This is a genomic window from Pandoraea sp. CB10b_02 (assembly GCF_002216225.1).
Taxonomy (GTDB): Bacteria; Pseudomonadota; Gammaproteobacteria; order Burkholderiales; family Burkholderiaceae; genus Pandoraea; species Pandoraea nosoerga.
This window is the reverse complement of record NZ_NJGW02000007.1, coordinates 101,841-119,191: the sequence shown is the minus strand read 5'-3', so window position 1 is coordinate 119,191 and position 17,351 is coordinate 101,841. Positions and strand designations below refer to the sequence as shown.

Below are 17,351 nucleotides of genomic sequence, written 5' to 3'. Positions count from 1 at the left end.
GCTTATTCCGGCGCCGCCATCGCGGAGCGCTCGAGACGCTTCGGGAACTGGATCTGACGAATGCGCCGCACCAGCAACGCGGCGATGATGGCCGCCACCCCCGTGAGCAGCACACCGGCGTGAACGGCGCTCACCAGCGTCTGCCGCGCGGTTTCGACGAGTGGCATGCCGTCGACGCCCATCGCTCGCAGATCGGTCAGCAAGTCGGCTCGCAAGGCCGGATCGATGAGGATGCGCGGATCCAGCGCGCGCGCCACGGCGTGCGCGGCCGGAGTGCCGTCGTAGCCGGACACGGCGCCCGATACGCCCCTGGCGTACCAATGATTGACCAGCGTCCCGACGATGGTCGTGCCGAGCATCCCGCCGACCATGCGCGTCGATTGCAGCAGGGCCGTCGTGATGCCAAAGCGTTCGCGGCCGGCGATCTCCTGTCCGAACACGTTCATGTTGTTCAGGATGAAGCCGATGCCAATGCCCGCGCACGCCATGGCCAGCGCCAGCAGGCCGTGCGCCGTGTCGCGATGCGCGAGTCCCACGCCCGCCGACGCCACTGCCAGCAGACAGAAGCCGAGAATCAGCATGTTCGTCGGGCGCGCGAGCCTTACCACGATGGGCGTGTTGATGAAGCTGCCCAATGCAATGCACGCCGCGATGGGCGTCGCAATCAGCCCGGCCGCCTGCGGACTCAGCCCGAAGCCGCCCTGCAGCAGCAGCGGCGCGAAGAAGATGAGCGAGTACATCACGAAGCCGATCAGCACGGACAGCGTGAAGAGGACCACGAGTTGCGGGTGGCGGAACATGTCGAGCGGCACGATCGGATGCGTGGCACGCCGCTCGGTGCGCAGCAGTGCGACGACGCCCACGGCGACCGCCGCCGTCAGCAGGAGATTGCCAAGCGATGCGCCGTGCGCCGGCACGTTCTCGATGAACACCTGGAAGCCGCCGAGCACCACGGCAATCCACAGCGCGCCGCGCCAGTCGACGCGCACGTCGCCTTTGTGCGCGGGGGGGAATTTCGGCAGGTATCGCCACACGAAGTACAGCGCCGCCAGCCCGACGGGCAGATTCACGAAGAACGTGGAGCGCCAACCGAAATGCTCCGAGAGCAGTCCTCCGAGCGACGGGCCGGCCGCCGTGCCGATGCCATACGCCGTGGTGATCACGACCTGCCAGCGCACGCGCGAACGGGCATCCGGGAAGAGGTCGGGAACCGACGCGAACGCCGTGCCGACCATCATGCCGCCGCCGACGCCCTGCAGTGCGCGCGCGAAGACGAGGAACGGCATGTTGGGCGCGAGGCCGCACAGCAGCGACGCGAAGGTGAAGGTCAGCACCGAGGCGATCACGAAACGGCGACGGCCGAAGTAATCGCCAAGGCGACCGAACACCGGCACGGTCACCACGGAGGCCAGCAGATAGATACTCGCGATCCACGCGTAATACTCGAAGCCCTTGAGCTCGGCGACGATGGACGGGAGTGCGGTACTGACGACGGTCTGGTCGAGAGCGACCAGCATGTTGACGAGCGCGATGCCGATCATGGCCATCAACGCGTCGCGAAAAGGCAGGGGGCGCACGGCGGACTACCTGAAGACTTCATGGAGGGGAGTCGTCATTCTATGCGAAAAATAATGAAGATATGAACGTTCAGGCGCCGTGCGGCTTTCCAGGCCGAAATGGCTCAGGATCGTTGGACGGCGGGAAGCGGAAGTCCAAAGACCCGATGTTGTCTGGCGTTGCGGGCGGAAACGCCGCGCAAGGCGCTGCCGAGTCCGCGGCCGGCGCGGCGACAAAAGTGCTCTGGGTACGTGACGCCCGCCGCAGGGGCGCGTCCGATGACGAGGCTCGCGCCGTGCCGCCGAATGCTTCCCGAGGGCTACCCGGCCATTCGCGTCATTCGCGTCATTCGCGTCATTCGCGTCATTCGTGCCACGCGCCCGGCGCCCTTCGCTGATACGCCCTGCATCGAATACGAGGTGTTGTCCGATATGACTTTCGGACGTCCCTTCACCCCGCGGCCGGCGCTGCCCGGCATCATGTGTCTCAGGGCCGGCGGGTTCGGGTGGCACCTGGCTGCTGCCCGCGAGTCGCAGCCGCGTCAGCCGCCGGCAGTACGGATCAGGCGCGCCTGCACCCGCTGGCGTCCGACCGCCCGGACCGGACGGTGAACACAACGGCCGCCTGCCATTGCCGGAAAACGCCCTGCCGGACAACGGCCTCACCATCGCACGATGCCGCACAAAGCGTCGTCGTCGCCACCATCAGGAGATTCGCGCATGATCGATCGCACCATGCGAGCCGACTACCGACGTTGGCTCGATACGCTGGAAGAACCGCAGACCTCGAACAAGTGGCAAGGATCGGGGGCATCGGGGCCGTCGGGGCCGTCGGGGGCATCGGGGGCATCCGGGGCATCGGAGGCGTCGGCCCCGTCGGATGCCCGGCGAACGCAGCCGTCCACGGCGCGAGGCGCTTTTCTCCGTGACCGGGCCGCCCTTCCCGAAGTGCCGGCCCGGCTGCCCTTCGCCGGCCATGTGGTCTGGTTTTACGAGAGCCGGACGTATCTGGACATCCGCTTCGACCATCACCGTTTCGAGATCATCACGCAGCAGGTGCGCGGCGCGGCCGAAGCGTTCTATTTCGACAGCTTCGATGCGGCCTATGGACACGCGGCCGACGTCGGAGAACCTTGCCTGATCCTGCTTTCCGAAGGAGACGGCACGCCGGTCAGTGTCGTCGGATAGCCGCAATCGTCGACAGATAGCCGACGGATGGCGGGCTGACTGTCGGCAGAATGTGGGCGAAATGGGGGCGAAATGGGGGCGAAATGGGGGCGAAATGGGGGCGAAATGGGGGCGAAATGTGGTGAAACGTCCGCGAAATGTCGGGTGAAATGTCCTCGAAATGTCAGCGAAATGTCCGCGGCATCATCTTGCGGCCCTACCGGCACGCCTCGCTTCGCCGCCGCCCCGCGACCGGTCGGCGGTGAGCGAGGAGCGCGCACGCAGCCCCACGGCGCGCTCGTCAGTGGCACCGGACCGTGCGCACGCAGGCGCAAAGCCCCACGCCACGCCGCCACACCGCCGCGCCGCTACGCTTCAGGCCGCCGGCTTGAGTCGACGCGCGAACTTCTCACGGAATTTCTTGAGCTTGGGCGCAACCACATAGGCGCAGTAGCCCTGCTCGGGGTGCTGACGGAAGTAATTCTGGTGATAGGCCTCAGCCGGCCAGAACGTCTGCGCGGGCACCACCTGTGTGACGATCGGCGCGGAGAACGTCATCTCGGCCATCAATTCGGCAATGAGGTGCTCGGCGACTTCCTTCTGCGTCTCGTCGTGATAGAAAATGGCCGAGCGGTACTGCGTGCCCACGTCGTTGCCCTGGCGATTGACGGTGGTCGGGTCGTGAATCGAGAAGAACACCACCAGTAGTTCCTCGAAGGTGACGACCTCCGGATCGAACGTCAGTTGCACGACTTCGGCGTGTCCCGTATCGCCCTGGCAGACCTGCTCATACGATGGATTGTCGACGTGCCCTCCCTCGTAACCGGAGACGACGGACTTCACGCCGTCGAGCTGCTGGTAGCAAGCTTCGAGACACCAAAAACAGCCCCCGGCCAGCGTGGCCACTTCCGTTCGGGTATCGCTCGGGGCGTTCGTCTGCTCTGTCATCATGACCTCGCTTGTCGATAGGTGCGGCGCACAGGACACGCACGAAACCAATGGGGCGGGCGCTCGTGGTGAGCGCCCGCCCCATTGTCGCGCAGAAGTCCGGCAAGCGGCGCAAATAACCCTACGCGCGAGTGATGCGCCGGGCGACGCGCGACGCCTAGTCGGTCGACTGCGTGATGAGCGGATGCAAAAGCCGCGCGCCCACGCGAGCCGTCAGGCCGTCGCGGTCGTATGTCGGGTTGTACTCCGCGATGTCTGCCACGCGCAGCTTGCCACAGCGGCGCACCACGCCGATGAGCGTCTCGACGACTTCCAGCGCCACCCCATGCGCGGCCGGCGCCGACACGCCCGGCGCCTTCTCGCCTGGCAACACGTCCATGTCGATCGTCAGGTACACGTGGCTCACCTGCGCGAGCTTCTTTTCCAGGCGCTCGCACATCTGCGGCAGGCGATGCGCGAGCATCGTCTCGTCGAGCCAGTAGTCCACGTTCAGCGACGCCGCGCGCTCGAACAGTGCGTCGGTGTTGCTGTAACGGCTCACGCCCAGACATGCATAGTGAAACGGCGCCTGGCGTCCCGCAAGCAACTGCGAGATCTGCCAGAACGGCGTGCCCGAGCTCGCCGTGGGCTGCGCGCGCAGGTCGAAGTGCGCGTCGAAGTTGAGGATCAGGATCGGCTCGTCGCGCAGGCGGTCGCCGAAGTGCTCGGCTACGCCGAGGAACGTGCCATAGGCGATCTCGTGTCCACCGCCCAACACGACCGGCCGCGCGCCCGCGGCCAGCACCTCGGCCACGCGGTGGCCCAGAGCGGCCTGCGCGGCTTCGAGCCGGTTGTCGGCACACACCACGTTGCCGCCGTCGAACACGGCGGGCGTGCCGTGCACGGGCAGGCTCGCCAGCGCGCGGCGCAGCATGTCGGGGCCGGCCACGGCGCCTTGCCGGCCGTGATTGCGGCGCACGCCTTCGTCGCTGCAAAAGCCAAGCACGACGGCGCCGCCGGCGACCTGCGAGGCGTCGTAGTCGCGCAGCACCTGGTGCAGACGCAGGGTGTGACCGGCTTCGCCGGTGTCCACACGGCCTTGCCAGACCGTTCTATCGATTGTCATACCTTGCCCGCCTTGCCTTACCGTGCGATGACCGCTTGCAGGAATTCGCGCGTGCGCGCTTCGCGCGGCGCCGTGAAGATCTGCTCCGGCGGACCGGCCTCGATGATGCGGCCCTGATCCATCACGACGACCACATCCGCCACTTCGCGCGCGAACCCCATTTCGTGCGTGACGACGAGCATCGTCATGCCGTCATTGGCGAGCGCCTTCATCACCTGCAGCACTTCGCCGACGAGTTCCGGGTCCAGCGCGGAGGTCGGCTCGTCGAAGAGCATCACCTGCGGCTGCATGGCCAGCGCGCGCGCAATCGCGACGCGCTGCTTCTGGCCGCCCGAGAGCGTACCCGGGAACACATCCGCCTTCGCGGCGAGGCCCACCTTGGCGAGCAGCTCGCGAGCGAGCTTCTCGGCCTGTGCGCTCTTCATGCCGCGCAGCTTCTTCGGCGCGAGCGTGACGTTATCGAGCACGCTCAAATGCGGGAACAGGTTGAACGACTGGAACACCATGCCCACGTCGGTACGCAGCTGGTTGAGCGCGCTCTCGCCCATCATCTTGCCGTGATCGACGAGTTTCTTGCCCACGATTTCGATGGTGCCCTGCTCGGCCGTCTCCAATCCGTTGCAGCAGCGCAGGAACGTGCTCTTGCCCGAGCCGCTCGGGCCGATGACCACGACGACCTGGCGCGCATCGACTTCGAAATCGATGCCCTTGAGCACCTGATGGCTGCCGTAGGCCTTGCCGAGCCCTTCGATCTTCAGGATCGGGGCGCCGAATTCTTTCTTCACTTCGCTCATTGCACGGCACCTCCGGCGCGCAGGGACTTCTCGGCGCGCTGCAGGAGCAGCGTGGTGACGCCGGTCAGGATCAGATAGACGAACGCGATCGCCAGATACACTTCCAGCGAGCGATACGACACGCTGATGATCTTCTGGCCTTCGTGCATCACGTCGTGGATGGTGAGCAGCGACACGAGGGCCGAGTTCTTGATCAGCGCAATGAATTCGTTGCCAAGCGGCGGGATCATGCGCACGACGGCCTGGGGCAGAATCACCGAGCGCATGGCCATGCCATAGGGCATGCCGAGCGAGCGGGCGGCTTCCATCTGGCCGCGCTCGATCGACTGGATGGCCCCGCGCACGATCTCCGAGACGTAGGCGCCGCTGTAGATGCCCAGGCCCAGCACACCGCACATGAATGCCGGCAGCAGGATGTTGAACTGAGGCAGGCCGAAGAACAGGATGAACAGTTGCACCAGCAGCGGCGTGCCCCGAATGAACGTGACATAGGCGGTGCAGATGCCGTACCGGATGCGGTGCGCCGGGTTCAGGCGCCCCATGCCGACCAGCAGGCCCAGCACACAGCCGAGCGCCAGCGCACAGGCGGTTACCTCGATGGTAACGAGCGCTCCGCGCGCGAGGTCTTGCCAGTTCGCCCACACCGGCGAAAAATCGAGTTCCATGCGTACTCCGTCAGTTGCTCTACTGCCTTGTTGCGTCGGCGGGCGCCGTCACCCCGCATTCTGGGTGACGGAGCGCCCGCCCGGTATTGCGTGTCGAACCGCTCGGCCTTACTTGGCGCTGCCGAAATACTTCGTCACCAGCGCGGTGTAGGTGCCGTCGGCGCGAACCTTCTCCAGCGCCTTGTTGAGTTCGTTGGTCAGTTCGGTGTCGCCCTTGCGCACGGCGAAGCCATAGCGCTCGACGGTCAGCGTCTTGTCGAGCACCTTCACGCTCGGGTTGGCCTTGGCGTACAGCAGCGCGGCCGGCTTGCCGGTCACGGCGGCGTCGGAGCGGCCGATCTTCACGAGCTCGAACATCTGATCGTTCTTCTCGACTTCCACGCGCTCGACCTTCGGATAGCTGTCCTTGAGGAACTGCACCGACTTCGTGCCGACCTGCACCGACACCTTCTTGCCGTTCAGGTCTGCCGGCTCCTTGATCGAGGTGTTGTCCGCCTTGACCATGATCGCCAGACCGCCGGTGTAGTACGGGTGCGTGAAGTTCACGACCTTCAGGCGCTCGTCGGTGATGTAGATGGCCGATGCGGCGACGTCCACGCGCTTGGACAGCACGGCCGGAATCAGGCCCTTGAAGTCGATGTCGGTCCACTCGACCTTCTTGCCCATCGCCTTGCCCAGCGCTTCGATCAGTTCCACGTCGAAGCCGGTGCGCTTGCCGTTTTCCACGTATTCGAACGGCGCGAAGGTGGCATCGGTGGCCACGCGCAGCACGTCGTCGGCGGCGAAAACCTTGCTCGAGCAGGTGACGGCCAGCGCCATCGTGAAGAGGATGTGACGCAATTTCATCTGGGTACTCCTTCGTGTAGTCTCGGTCGGATAACCGGTTAAAAGTACTGCAAGCGATTTGAAATACGTTCTGCTGCCGCCACCGTGAGGCGGATCAGCTCTTCGTGGCGCTGCGCCACGCGCACAGCCGGCGCCATCAGCGTGATGGTGCCTTCCAGACGCTCCTTGGCGGCGAACACCGGGGCCGACACGCCCCAGACGCCGAAGTCGACTTCGCTCTCGGACACCGCATACCGCTGCTTGCGAATCTCCTCGATCTGCGCGGCAAGGCGCTCCTGCGCTACCGGCTGGCCAGCGAGCTGGCGCCCGATCAGCGCTTCGCGCGTGGCCTGCGGAAGGAATGAGAGCAAGGCCTTGGCCGAGGCGCCGTGCACCAGCGGATGCGCACGCCCCTTGGCAAACGAGCAGCGCAGCGACTGCTCGCTCTCGTGCATGTCGAGGCAAACGACCTGGCCGTTGGCCGCGACGAGCAGACCCACGGTCTCGCCGGTGCGTTGCACCAGCGCCTCGATTTCCTCGCGGGCCTGGGTGACGAGATGCGAGTTGTGGTCGAAACCCCACGCCAGTTGCACGCCGACCGGCCCTGGCTCGTAGAGCGCCTCATGGGCGTGCTCCTGCACCAGCCCCCACTTCTTGAGCGGCACGAGGTGGCGATAAACCGTGGAGAGCGGCAGGCTCGTTTGCGCGGCGATCTCGCGTGCCGCGATCGGCCGTCCGTGACGCGCAACGGTCACAAGGACCTGCAGCACGCGCTCGGAGACCGAATGCGCTTCGGTGGTGTCCATCGTCTGAGAAAAACGGAAGAAAGCAGAAAGATCAGCGGAATCAGGGAACTGCGCCGCCGATCACGGCATGGGCGCTATCTTGCTGCGCAATTTCCCAAAACAAAAAATCAAATTCTCACTTAATGATAACAAAGACGAGCTTTACGCATAGGGATTTTCCCTTATGCATCGCGGAAAACGAGGATAAAAAAACGCCGAAGCCATTTCAAATCAATGACTTCGGCGTGTTCCGGGAAAATTGGAATGTCGCTTCCGATTAGCGATTGTCGGTCGACGTTGGGGGGTCCGTGAACGACGATAGCCAGCCGATGAGAATCGGTTTCTGGACTTTCCCAAGGGCGCTCTTCGGCAGCGTCTCGCGAAGGACGACGCGACGAGGCAGTTTGAACCGGGCGATGCGCGTGGACAGGAAGTCGAGCACCGCCTGCTGCGTAACGGGCGAGCCGTCCGACGACGATGAAGCCGGCACGATCACGGCGACGGGCACTTCGCCCCAGCGCTCGTCCGGCACGCCGACGACGGCCGCCTCGAGCACGCCCGGACAGTCGGCCAGCGCGTTCTCGATTTCCGCCGGATAGATGTTCTCGCCGCCGGAGATGATCATGTCCTTGCTGCGACCCACGACCTCGAAGCAGCCGTCCTCGCGCAGCCGGGCCAGATCGCCCGAGCGGAACCAGCCGGCCTCGAAGGACGGATGTGCCGGTGCGCGCCAATATTCGCGCATGACATTGGGCGCGCGAATCACGATCTCGCCCACCTCGCCGGGCGCCGCGTCGGCGCCCGCGACGTCCACGAGTCGCACCTCGACACCGGGGCATGCGCGCCCTACCGCGCCGGGGTGGGCCTTCGCCTCGCCAAAGCGCAACGCGATCGACACCGGCCCGGTCTCCGTCGCGCCATACACCTGGCCGAGCGGGATGCCGCGCGCGTGGAAAGCCTCGATGGCCGACATCGGCACCACCGACGAGCCGGCCATCACCCCACGCAGCGACGAGAGATCGGTCGCCGCCCACTGTGGATGCAGTTGCACCGCGCGCATCGTCGCCGGCACCATCAGCGAGAGCGTCGGCCGATGCGCGGCGACGTCGGCCAGCCAGGCCGCCGGATCGAAACGCGGGTGCAGCGTCACGCTCGCACCGCGCAACAGTGCGGGCAGCGTCTGGATGCACAGGCCGCCGACGTGGAACATCGGCAGCGTGGAGAGCACGTGGTCGGCGGCGCTCATGTCGTGCGCCCACCAGCTGGCATGCGCGTTCGCGAGCAAGCCGGCCTGGGTATGCAGCGCCCCCTTCGGCTCGCCTGTCGTGCCGGACGTGTAAGCGAGCAGCACCGGCGCATCGGCGGCGACCTCGGGATACTCGACCGGCTTGGCCGACGGCACCGCGATCAGACCTTCGATCGGCGCGATGGCCGGCGGCGGCAGATCGGCGATCGGGGTCTGCTCCAGGGCGTGACGGATCTGGCGGGCGGCGGCGCGGTGCATGGCGTCGAACCACAGCACGCGCACGCCGGCGTGGCGCACGATGGCGGCCAGTTCCGGGACGGCCAGACGGAAGTTCAGCGGCAAGAAAATCGCGCCGGCGCGCGCGCAGGCGAACAGCAGCGCGATTTGCAGCTCGTCGTTCAGGCCCAGGCAGGCAACGCGGTCGCCCGGCGCGATGCGCCACGTCTCACGCAAATGCCCGCCCACGCGCTCGATGCGCCGCCACAGCGCGGCGTAGTCCGTCTGCTGCGCGTCATTGCCGGTGCCGCAACGCAACGCCAGCCGTCCGGGCGTGGCACGCGCGTGAGCGGCAAGCGCTTCTACAAAAGGCGTCAACTTGTTCTCCGTGACAAGAGAGGCGGACGAGCGGATTACTCGTCGCGCTCGCCCGGTTCGTAGAGCGCCTCGCGGCCGATGCGGTCGAGACAAAGCTCGGCCGTCCACGGCAGCATCAGCGCGCCGCAGCGCGAATCGCGGTACATGCGCTCGAGCGGCAAGGTCTTGAGCATCGACTGCCCGCCGCAGGTGCGAATTGCGAGGCGGCACAGCTCGTTGGCATTTTCCATGATCGTGTACTGCGCCGCGTAAGCACGCAGCCGCGCTTCCTTTCCGGGGTCGGCGCGGCCGTCCTGCAGCGCGCGCAGGAACAGTGCGCGCGTCTGCTCGAGCATGATGTGCATCTGCGCCACCGCGATCTGCTTGGTCGGGTACATGCGGCGCTTGACCGGCGCGCCCATGCCCTCGGCTTCGCCGCGCAGATAGCGAACGGTGAAGTCATACGCGGCTTGCGCAATGCCCATGTAGGTTGGCGCCAGCGTCATGAACATGTGCGGCCAGCGGCTCGCGGCCTGATAGTAGACGCCGCGCGGCATGAGCTGCAACTCGTCGGGCACGAAAACGTCCTTGAACAGCAGCGTGCGCGAGACCGTGCCGCGCATGCCGAGCGGGTCCCAGTCGCCCGTGACGGTCACGCCCGGGGCGTCGCCCGGCACGGCGATGTAGAACGTGTCTTTCATCGACAGCTCGGGCTTGTCCTCGGTACACAACACGCCGTAATAGTTCGCCGCGCCCGAGAGCGACGCGAAGATCTTGCGGCCGTTGATCTTCCAGCCGCCCGCCACTTTCGTGGCGGTCGTGCCGAACGGCGCCTTGCCCGCTGCCGCCGCGCTTCCTTCCGAGAACGGCTGCGCATAGATCGCACCGTCCTGGATCACGCGGGCGAAGTGATGCTCACGATATTTCTGATGCTCGGCGCGCTGCTCGGGCGTCATGTCGAGATCGTCGGCGAGAATGCCGGTCCACATCATCGAGCAGGTGTGCATGTTGAACGTGAGCGCGGTCGCGCCGCAGTGGCGGCCCAGCTCGGCGGAGACCATCATGTACGTGGCAAAGTCAGCCCCGAGGCCGCCGTGCGACTCGGGAATGCACAGCTTGAGCAAGCCTGCCGCGCGCATGTCGTCGTAGTTCTCGAACGGGAACGACGCTTCGCGATCCCAGCGCGCGGCGCGCGGCGCGAGCGACTCGCGTCCGACCTGCTCCGCGAGCGCCAGCAGGCGCCGCTGCTTGTCCGTGAGCGGATAGTGCTCGCCGACGATCGAAGGGGGCTGATAGGCCACGATAGTCTCCTAGAGTGTTGCGAGAAAAGCGCGCACCTCGGCGTTGAATGCGCCCGGGTGCGTCAGATTCATGAGATGGCCCGCACCCGCCAGGCATACGTAGCGCGCATCGGGAATCGCTTCGGCCATGCGCGCCATCACCTTCGGCGGCGCGTTCTTGTCGTGTTCGCCTGCAATCAACAGCACCGGTACGGCCAGGCGCGCGAGCGCCGCACGTTGATCGAAGCCGACGAGCGCATGGAGCGCCGCGCGATACGCGTGCGGCGTGAGCGCACCCATCGCCTCAACGGCAATCGCATGCGCGTGCCCACGCGCGTCGTCGTCCGGCTCGTCCGGCTCGTCCGGCTCGCCCAGCATGCCCGGCACGATGGCTTGCGCCATCTCGCGAAGTGTCTTGCCCGCGTCGAGCGGCGCAGTGCGCTGGCGCACGAATTCACGCTGGAAGTCGCCGTCCGGCTTGCCGAAGGCGGGCGAGGTGCCGCACAGCACGAGTGCCGCGATGTCACGCGTGAAGGGTTCGCCGCGCGCCATGAGCTCCTGCGCGACCATGCCGCCCATGCTGTGGCCGACGAGCACGAAGCGCGCCGGCGACGCGCGGCGCCCGTCGGACTTGCCAAGCGCATCGAGCAGCGCACGCAGGCTGTCGGCCAGCGCCGCCATCGTCGGTTCGGCCGGCATGGCGCTCTCGCCGTAGCCTGGCATGTCCCATGCGGCAACGCGGTGGCCGGCCGCGGCAAAGGCGTCGAACTGCGCCGGCCACACGCAGCGGTTGCCGCCGATGCCGTGCAGCAGCACGAGCGTGAGCGGCCCCTCCCCCGCAATGCGGCACGCAGGTACGGGAGACGCCATCACGCGAACTCGCCTTGAAGCCGACCGTCGCGCACCACCGCGTCGCCGTCCAGCGCGACCGTGCAGCCGCGCAACGGAAGGTCGAAATGCCCGAGCGTGTGGCGGCCCGCCACTTCGTTGGCGCCCGTCGAGTACAGGAAGTTGCCCGCGAAGGCGCGCTGCTCGGTGCCATTGCAGTCGCGCTTGTCGTAGCAGGCGAGCGCGTCCCAGCGCGCGCGCTGATTGAGCCCGAAGCCGACGTGCGAGACCGCGTAGGCCTCGCGGTCGCCCCAGGCGGCGAAATACTCGCGCATGAGCTCGACGTCCACGCCCTGGCCGTCGATCGCCACAACGTAGTCGTCTTCGATGGTGAGCGCGATGCGATCGCGCACGTACTGCTTGAAAGTGAGATTGATGTCGCCGGGCGCGAGCACGAGCTGGCCGCTCACGCTATGGGCGGCGGGGAACGCCAGCGCGAGGCCGCCCGGCCAATGCGCCACCTGACCGGGCTTCGCGCACCAGCCCCAGACGCCGCCCACGCGTGCGTCGCGCAAGGAGATACGCAGGTCGGTGCCGGCCGCCGAGCTCACGTGCATCTGTGCGGCACTGCGCAATCGCTTGATCGCGGCGCGCACCTTGGGCTCCAGGGCGGGATCGGTGGCGCAGCGCTCCAGAATTTCGGGGTGTTCGTTCGAGACCATCAGCACGCGCGCCCCGCCGCCGAGAATTTCAGGCAGTTCGGGGGCGTGCAGCAGGCCTTCGACCGTACAGTCGACCACGAGGGTGGCGGCCTTGAGCGCCGCGACGACGGGGGCCGACCGGCCCAGCGCGTCGCTCGCGCCGGTCGAGCGCACAGGCACCGGCGCACTCACGCGCGGGCTCGGCACGACCAGCCGGAATGGCCGCGCGCCGAGCGATTCGGCGGCAAGCTGCGCTAATTCCACGTTGACAGGCCGGGATTGCGTTTCGGCTACAATCGCCACCACATCACCGGGTTGTATGTCGCAGCGCCGCAAGGTCTCGGCAAATACGTCGATCCACTTATGCTCGATTCGCTCGATCAGCATATCGTCTCCTGAACGTCTGACCTTTCCGCCAGCCGGGGGCCTTGCCCCGTGGCACACCGTCGGCCGTCACGCGTCTTGTCGATCTGTTGTTCGTGCCATAGTATATGAATATTCATACAAATCAACCCGATCAAATTTGCCGGACGGGAGTGCAGGGACAGTGAACGCCAAACACGCCGCAGCGCCAGACTTCGACAGCGCAGCTTTTCGCCATGCACTCGGCCAGTTCGCCACCGGGGTCACGGTCATTACGACGCGCGCCGACGACGGCTCGCTCATCGGCATCACGGCCAGTTCATTCAATTCCGTCTCGCTCACGCCGCCGCTCATTCTGTGGAGTCTGGCCACGCGTGCGGGCAGCATGCCCGTGTTTCGCGAGAACTCGCATTACGTGGTGAACGTGCTCGCCGCGGATCAGCTCGACATCTGCAAGCGCTTCGCCACGATGAAGGGCGACCGTTTCGCAGGCGTGCCGTATACGCTCAGCGCTTCCGGCACGCCAGTGCTCGATGGTGCGCTGGCGTGGTTCGAGTGCCATAACCGCAGCCGTTACGATGAAGGCGACCATGTCATCTTCGTGGGCGAAGTCGAGCGTTGCGGCATTCACGCGGAAGCGGCCGAGCGCATGCCGCTGATCTTCCATTCGGGCGGCTTCCACAAGCCGCAATCGCTCGGCTAAGCCTTCGGTAGACGCCCGCCATGCCCGCCGCCGCGCCTTTCGTCGACGACTATCTCGCGTATCTGCTCGCGCGAGCCAGCACCTTGGTATCCGACGAGTTCCATCGCGAAGTGGCGGCCGCAGGGCTCGGCGTTTCCGAGTGGCGCGTGCTCGCGACGCTGTCGGACGGGCGGGCGCGCACCATCAATCAGTTGGCGGCCATCGTGCTCGCCAAGCAACCGACGCTCACCAAGGTCGTGGACCGGCTCGAAGCGGCGGGCGACGTGGTGCGCGGCGAAAGCGCAACGGACCGGCGCCAGTCGCTCGTCTCGCTGACCGAAGCGGGGCAGGCGCGAGTGGCGCCGCTGCTCGCCAGTGCGCGACGCCATGAAGCCGGCATCCTGGCGCGCTTTGGCGCCGAGCAGTCGTCGCTGCTCAAGGCGACGCTGCGCAGCCTGATCGACGAGATGGTGGAAGGCTCGGCGCACGGAACGCAAAACCGGAAATAGGCACGTTCCGAACCGTTGGCCGGCGCTTCCCAATTTCCGCCGAGCCGGGCGCGGCAAATCGTCAAAAATTCGATGACTTTGCCATGTCGTCGAATTTTCCTTCAACAAACTCGAAGAATTCACACGTCGATTTCAATTTCGCGCGTCCCAGCCCGCGAATACGCAAGCACTTGCCACGCGAATTCTTCTAAGATGCGCATATCGATTCACGCATTTGCGCCTCTTCATGACCGCACCCCATAAAGCGTTTGCACAAGCGCGCGACGAGCGCCGCATCTGGGACATCAGCGCCCCGCTGTCGAGCGACACGCCTGTCTGGCCGGGTGACACGCCGTTCTCGGAGGAAGCCGTGTGGCAGATCGGCCCGGGCTGTCCCGTCAACGTGGGCCGTATCACGCTCTCGCCGCATACGGGCGCGCATGCCGATGCGCCGCGTCACTACGACGACGATGGCGCGTGCATTGGCGATGTCGCGCTCGAGACGTATCTGGGGCCGTGCCGCGTCATTCATTGTCTGGGCGCCTCGCCGGTCGTGACGCCCGAGATGGTCGCGCCGCATCTGTCCGGCGTTCCGCCGCGCGTGTTGCTGCGCACATATGAGCGTGCACCGCTTGCTCGCTGGGATAGCGGATTCTGCGCGGTGGCACCGCAGACCATCGACCTGCTGGCCTCGCACGGCGTGACGCTGGTGGGCATCGACACGCCGTCGCTCGATCCGCAGGAGAGCAAGACGATGGACGCTCACCATCGCATTCGTGCGCACCGCATGGCGATTCTGGAGGGGCTGGTGCTCGACGAGATCGCACCGGCCGATTACGAACTCATCGCGCTGCCGCTCAAGTTCATGCGGCTCGACGCCAGTCCGGTGCGGGCGGTGCTGCGCGCGCTTTGACGGCGCAGCAGGGGGCGCCTGGCGCGCACGGTCGGCCGGCACGCTTGCCGTTTTTTCGATTCTGTTTCGTATTTTTCGTATTGCTTTTCACGCTACAACGCAAACCATGACGTCTTCTCGCAACGATTGTCTGGCCCTCGACGCGGCCGATCCGCTCGCCCCGCTGCGGGCGCAATTCGACCTGCCTCCGGGCGTGATCTATCTCGACGGCAACTCCCTGGGCGCGCGTCCGATAGCGTCGCTCAAGCGCGCGCAGGAGGTGATCGCCGCCGAGTGGGGCCAGGGGCTCATCCGTAGTTGGAACGATGCCGACTGGTTCACGCTGCCGCGCACCCTTGGCGACGCGCTCGCGCCGATCATCGGCGCCGGCAAGGGCGAGGTCGTGGTCACGGACACCACGTCGAGCAATCTCTTCAAGGTGATGGCCGCGGCCCTCGACGCGCAGCGCTCGCGGGCTCCGAATCGCAAGGTGGTGGTCTCCGAGCGCAGCAACTTCCCGACCGATCTGTACATCGTGCAGGGTCTCACGCGCCTGCTGGACGACGGCTATTCGCTGCGTCTGATCGACTCGCCGGAGGAATTGCCGAGCGCGCTCGGCGAGGACGTGGCCGTGGTGTTGCTCACGCACGTGAACTATCGTACCGGCGCGATGTACGACATGGCGGCGCGCACCGCGCAGATCCATGCGGCGGGCGCGTTGGCGGTGTGGGATCTGTGCCACTCGGCGGGCGCCGTGCCGGTGGACCTCAATGGCGCCGGCGCGGACTACGCGGTGGGCTGCACCTACAAGTACCTGAACGGCGGGCCGGGCGCGCCGGCTTTCGTGTGGGTCCACAAGCGTCACCAGGACACGTTCTGGCAGCCGCTCTCCGGGTGGTGGGGGCATCGCACGCCGTTCGCGATGACGCCCGAGTACACGCCGGACGATGGCATTGGGCGATACCTGTGCGGCACTCAGCCGATCGTGTCGTTGTCGCTGGTGCAGTGCGGGCTGGACATTTTTGCGCAGACGTCGATGCAAGCGCTGCGGCACAAGTCGCTCGCGCTGACCGATCTGTTCATCAAGCTGGTGGAGGAGCGTTGCGCAGAGTTCCCGTTGACGCTGGTGACGCCGCGCGAGCACGCGGCGCGCGGCTCGCAGGTGAGCTTCGAGCATCCGGAAGGGTTCGCGGTGGTTCAGGCGTTGATTGCGCGCGGCGTGATCGGGGACTATCGCGAGCCGCGCATCATGCGCTTCGGCATGACGCCGTTGTACACGAGCTTTGCCGACGTATGGGACTCGGTGGAAATTCTGCGCGACGTGCTGAGCACCGGCGCGTGGGACAAGCCGGAGTTTCATCGTCGCGGTGCGGTGACCTGAACGGGGGTTCTCGGCAATGCGCAAGACATCCTCTTCGGCACACGGTCTACAGGGTCCACACACTCCGGACAATAAGGACAACAGCGACAATAAGGGCGCGAAGCCAGACATGAGAGACGAGTCGATCGCGGGCGGATGCCCGTTCGGGCATCAGGGCGGCGAGGTGGCGGCGGCAGCGTCGGAAGCAGGCGACGCGGCGCGAGCGGCGGGCGCGCGTTCGGACGCGCCGGCCAACGCCACGCAGTGGCATGACGCCAAGCTGGACTTCTCGAAGAGCATGAGCTACGGCGACTATCTGTCGCTCGATCCGATTCTGAATGCGCAGCATCCGCGCTCCACCGATCACAACGAGATGCTGTTCATCATCCAGCATCAGACGAGCGAGTTGTGGATGAAGCTGGCGTTGTACGAGTTGCAGGCCGCGCGCACGGCGGTGCACAACGACGAGCTGCCGCCGGCGTTCAAGATGCTGGCCCGCGTCTCGCGCATCCTGGAGCAGTTGGTGCAGGCGTGGAGCGTACTGGCGACCATGACGCCGTCGGAGTATTCGTCGATGCGGCCGTCGCTGGGCAGCTCGTCGGGGTTCCAGTCGTACCAATATCGCATTCTGGAGTTCATGCTGGGCAACAAGAATCCGGCGATGCTCAAGCCGCATGCGCACCGCCCGGATCTGTTCCGTCAGGTCGAGGCGGCGTTGAATGCGCCGTCGTTCTATGACGAGGTGGTTCGTTTGCTGGCGCGCCGCGGGTTCTCGATTGCGCCCGAGCGTCTGGAGCGCGACTGGACGAAGCCGACGCCGCACGACAAGACGGTGGAGGCCGCATGGCTGGAGGTGTATCGCAACCCGTCGCAACATTGGGAGCTGTACGAGATGGCCGAAGAGCTGGTCGATCTCGAGGATGCATTCCGCCAGTGGCGCTTCCGCCACGTGACCACCGTCGAGCGAATCATCGGCTTCAAGCAGGGGACGGGCGGCACCAACGGCGCGCCGTACCTGCGCAAGATGCTCGACGTCGTGCTGTTCCCCGAGCTGTGGCACGTGCGAACGTTGCTGTGACGCGTGTTGCGGTGA

General features: G+C 66.1%; 17 protein-coding genes. 6 read left to right on the top strand and 11 right to left on the bottom strand.

The genetic code is table 11. The features are described 5' to 3' along the window. Positions 1–2: 2 nt before the first annotated feature. Entirely contained in the window at positions 3–1,541 is a 1,539-nt protein-coding gene (locus tag CDN36_RS09675) for an MFS transporter (RefSeq protein ID WP_287496667.1), read from the bottom strand. Between the two features lie 735 nt (positions 1,542–2,276). On the opposite strand from CDN36_RS09675, the gene CDN36_RS09670 reads away from it, so the two are divergent. Next, positions 2,277–2,744 (top strand): hypothetical protein, encoded by a 468-nt coding sequence (locus CDN36_RS09670; protein ID WP_287496615.1) that lies wholly within the window; start codon positions 2,277–2,279, stop codon positions 2,742–2,744. A gap of 354 nt (positions 2,745–3,098) precedes the next feature. On the opposite strand, the gene msrA is transcribed toward CDN36_RS09670, so the two are convergent. The 10 genes from msrA to CDN36_RS09620 all read right to left on the bottom strand — a co-directional run bounded on the left by msrA (position 3,099) and on the right by CDN36_RS09620 (position 12,860). Further along, positions 3,099–3,674: a peptide-methionine (S)-S-oxide reductase MsrA gene (gene msrA, locus CDN36_RS09665; RefSeq protein ID WP_287496614.1), complete on the bottom strand. Its 576-nt coding sequence runs from the start codon at positions 3,672–3,674 to the stop codon at positions 3,099–3,101. Positions 3,675–3,828: 154 nt separating this feature from the next. Further along, positions 3,829–4,776: a formimidoylglutamase gene (hutG, locus tag CDN36_RS09660; protein WP_150556995.1), complete on the bottom strand. Its 948-nt coding sequence runs from the start codon at positions 4,774–4,776 to the stop codon at positions 3,829–3,831. 17 nt (positions 4,777–4,793) lie between these two features. After that, a complete protein-coding gene (locus tag CDN36_RS09655; RefSeq protein WP_150556996.1) occupies positions 4,794–5,570 on the bottom strand; it encodes an amino acid ABC transporter ATP-binding protein in 777 nt (258 codons plus the stop codon). Further along, positions 5,567–6,235: an amino acid ABC transporter permease gene (locus CDN36_RS09650; protein WP_150556997.1), complete on the bottom strand. Its 669-nt coding sequence runs from the start codon at positions 6,233–6,235 to the stop codon at positions 5,567–5,569. The genes CDN36_RS09655 and CDN36_RS09650 overlap by 4 nt, the downstream gene beginning before the upstream one ends. 108 nt (positions 6,236–6,343) lie before the next feature. Then, positions 6,344–7,081 carry a transporter substrate-binding domain-containing protein gene (locus CDN36_RS09645; protein WP_150556998.1) on the bottom strand — a complete coding sequence of 246 codons (738 nt, stop codon included), beginning with the start codon at positions 7,079–7,081 and terminating at the stop codon, positions 6,344–6,346. A 38-nt stretch (positions 7,082–7,119) separates the two neighbouring features. Further along, positions 7,120–7,866, bottom strand: coding sequence for an IclR family transcriptional regulator (locus CDN36_RS09640; RefSeq protein ID WP_150556999.1), 747 nt, complete (start codon positions 7,864–7,866; stop codon positions 7,120–7,122). A gap of 256 nt (positions 7,867–8,122) precedes the next feature. Then, positions 8,123–9,685: a class I adenylate-forming enzyme family protein gene (locus CDN36_RS09635; protein ID WP_287496613.1), complete on the bottom strand. Its 1,563-nt coding sequence runs from the start codon at positions 9,683–9,685 to the stop codon at positions 8,123–8,125. Positions 9,686–9,720: 35 nt separating this feature from the next. Further along, the gene (locus CDN36_RS09630) at positions 9,721–10,965 is read right to left on the bottom strand and encodes an acyl-CoA dehydrogenase family protein (protein ID WP_150557001.1); all 1,245 of its coding nucleotides are present in this window, start codon (positions 10,963–10,965) and stop codon (positions 9,721–9,723) included. Positions 10,966–10,974: 9 nt separating this feature from the next. Next, a complete protein-coding gene (locus CDN36_RS09625) occupies positions 10,975–11,814 on the bottom strand; it encodes an alpha/beta fold hydrolase (RefSeq protein WP_150557002.1) in 840 nt (279 codons plus the stop codon). Beyond that, entirely contained in the window at positions 11,814–12,860 is a 1,047-nt protein-coding gene (locus tag CDN36_RS09620) for a 2,5-dihydroxypyridine 5,6-dioxygenase NicX family protein (RefSeq protein ID WP_150557003.1), read from the bottom strand. Before CDN36_RS09620 ends, CDN36_RS09625 begins: the two co-directional genes overlap by 1 nt. Before the next feature lie 160 nt (positions 12,861–13,020). Between CDN36_RS09620 and CDN36_RS09615 the strand changes: the two genes are divergently transcribed. From CDN36_RS09615 to kynA, 5 genes are all read left to right on the top strand, one after another. Then, on the top strand, positions 13,021–13,539 hold the full coding sequence (locus tag CDN36_RS09615; protein ID WP_287496612.1) for a flavin reductase family protein: 519 nt from the start codon (positions 13,021–13,023) through the stop codon (positions 13,537–13,539). Between the two features lie 20 nt (positions 13,540–13,559). Then, positions 13,560–14,027, top strand: a complete 468-nt coding sequence (locus CDN36_RS09610; RefSeq protein ID WP_287496611.1) for a MarR family winged helix-turn-helix transcriptional regulator — start codon at positions 13,560–13,562, stop codon at positions 14,025–14,027. A 226-nt stretch (positions 14,028–14,253) separates the two neighbouring features. Next, entirely contained in the window at positions 14,254–14,919 is a 666-nt protein-coding gene (kynB, locus tag CDN36_RS09605; protein WP_150557006.1) for an arylformamidase, read from the top strand. 106 nt (positions 14,920–15,025) lie between these two features. Continuing rightward, on the top strand, positions 15,026–16,279 hold the full coding sequence (gene kynU, locus CDN36_RS09600) for a kynureninase (protein ID WP_150557007.1): 1,254 nt from the start codon (positions 15,026–15,028) through the stop codon (positions 16,277–16,279). Between the two features lie 109 nt (positions 16,280–16,388). Next, positions 16,389–17,336 carry a tryptophan 2,3-dioxygenase gene (kynA, locus tag CDN36_RS09595; protein ID WP_287496610.1) on the top strand — a complete coding sequence of 316 codons (948 nt, stop codon included), beginning with the start codon at positions 16,389–16,391 and terminating at the stop codon, positions 17,334–17,336. Positions 17,337–17,351 lie beyond the last annotated feature (15 nt).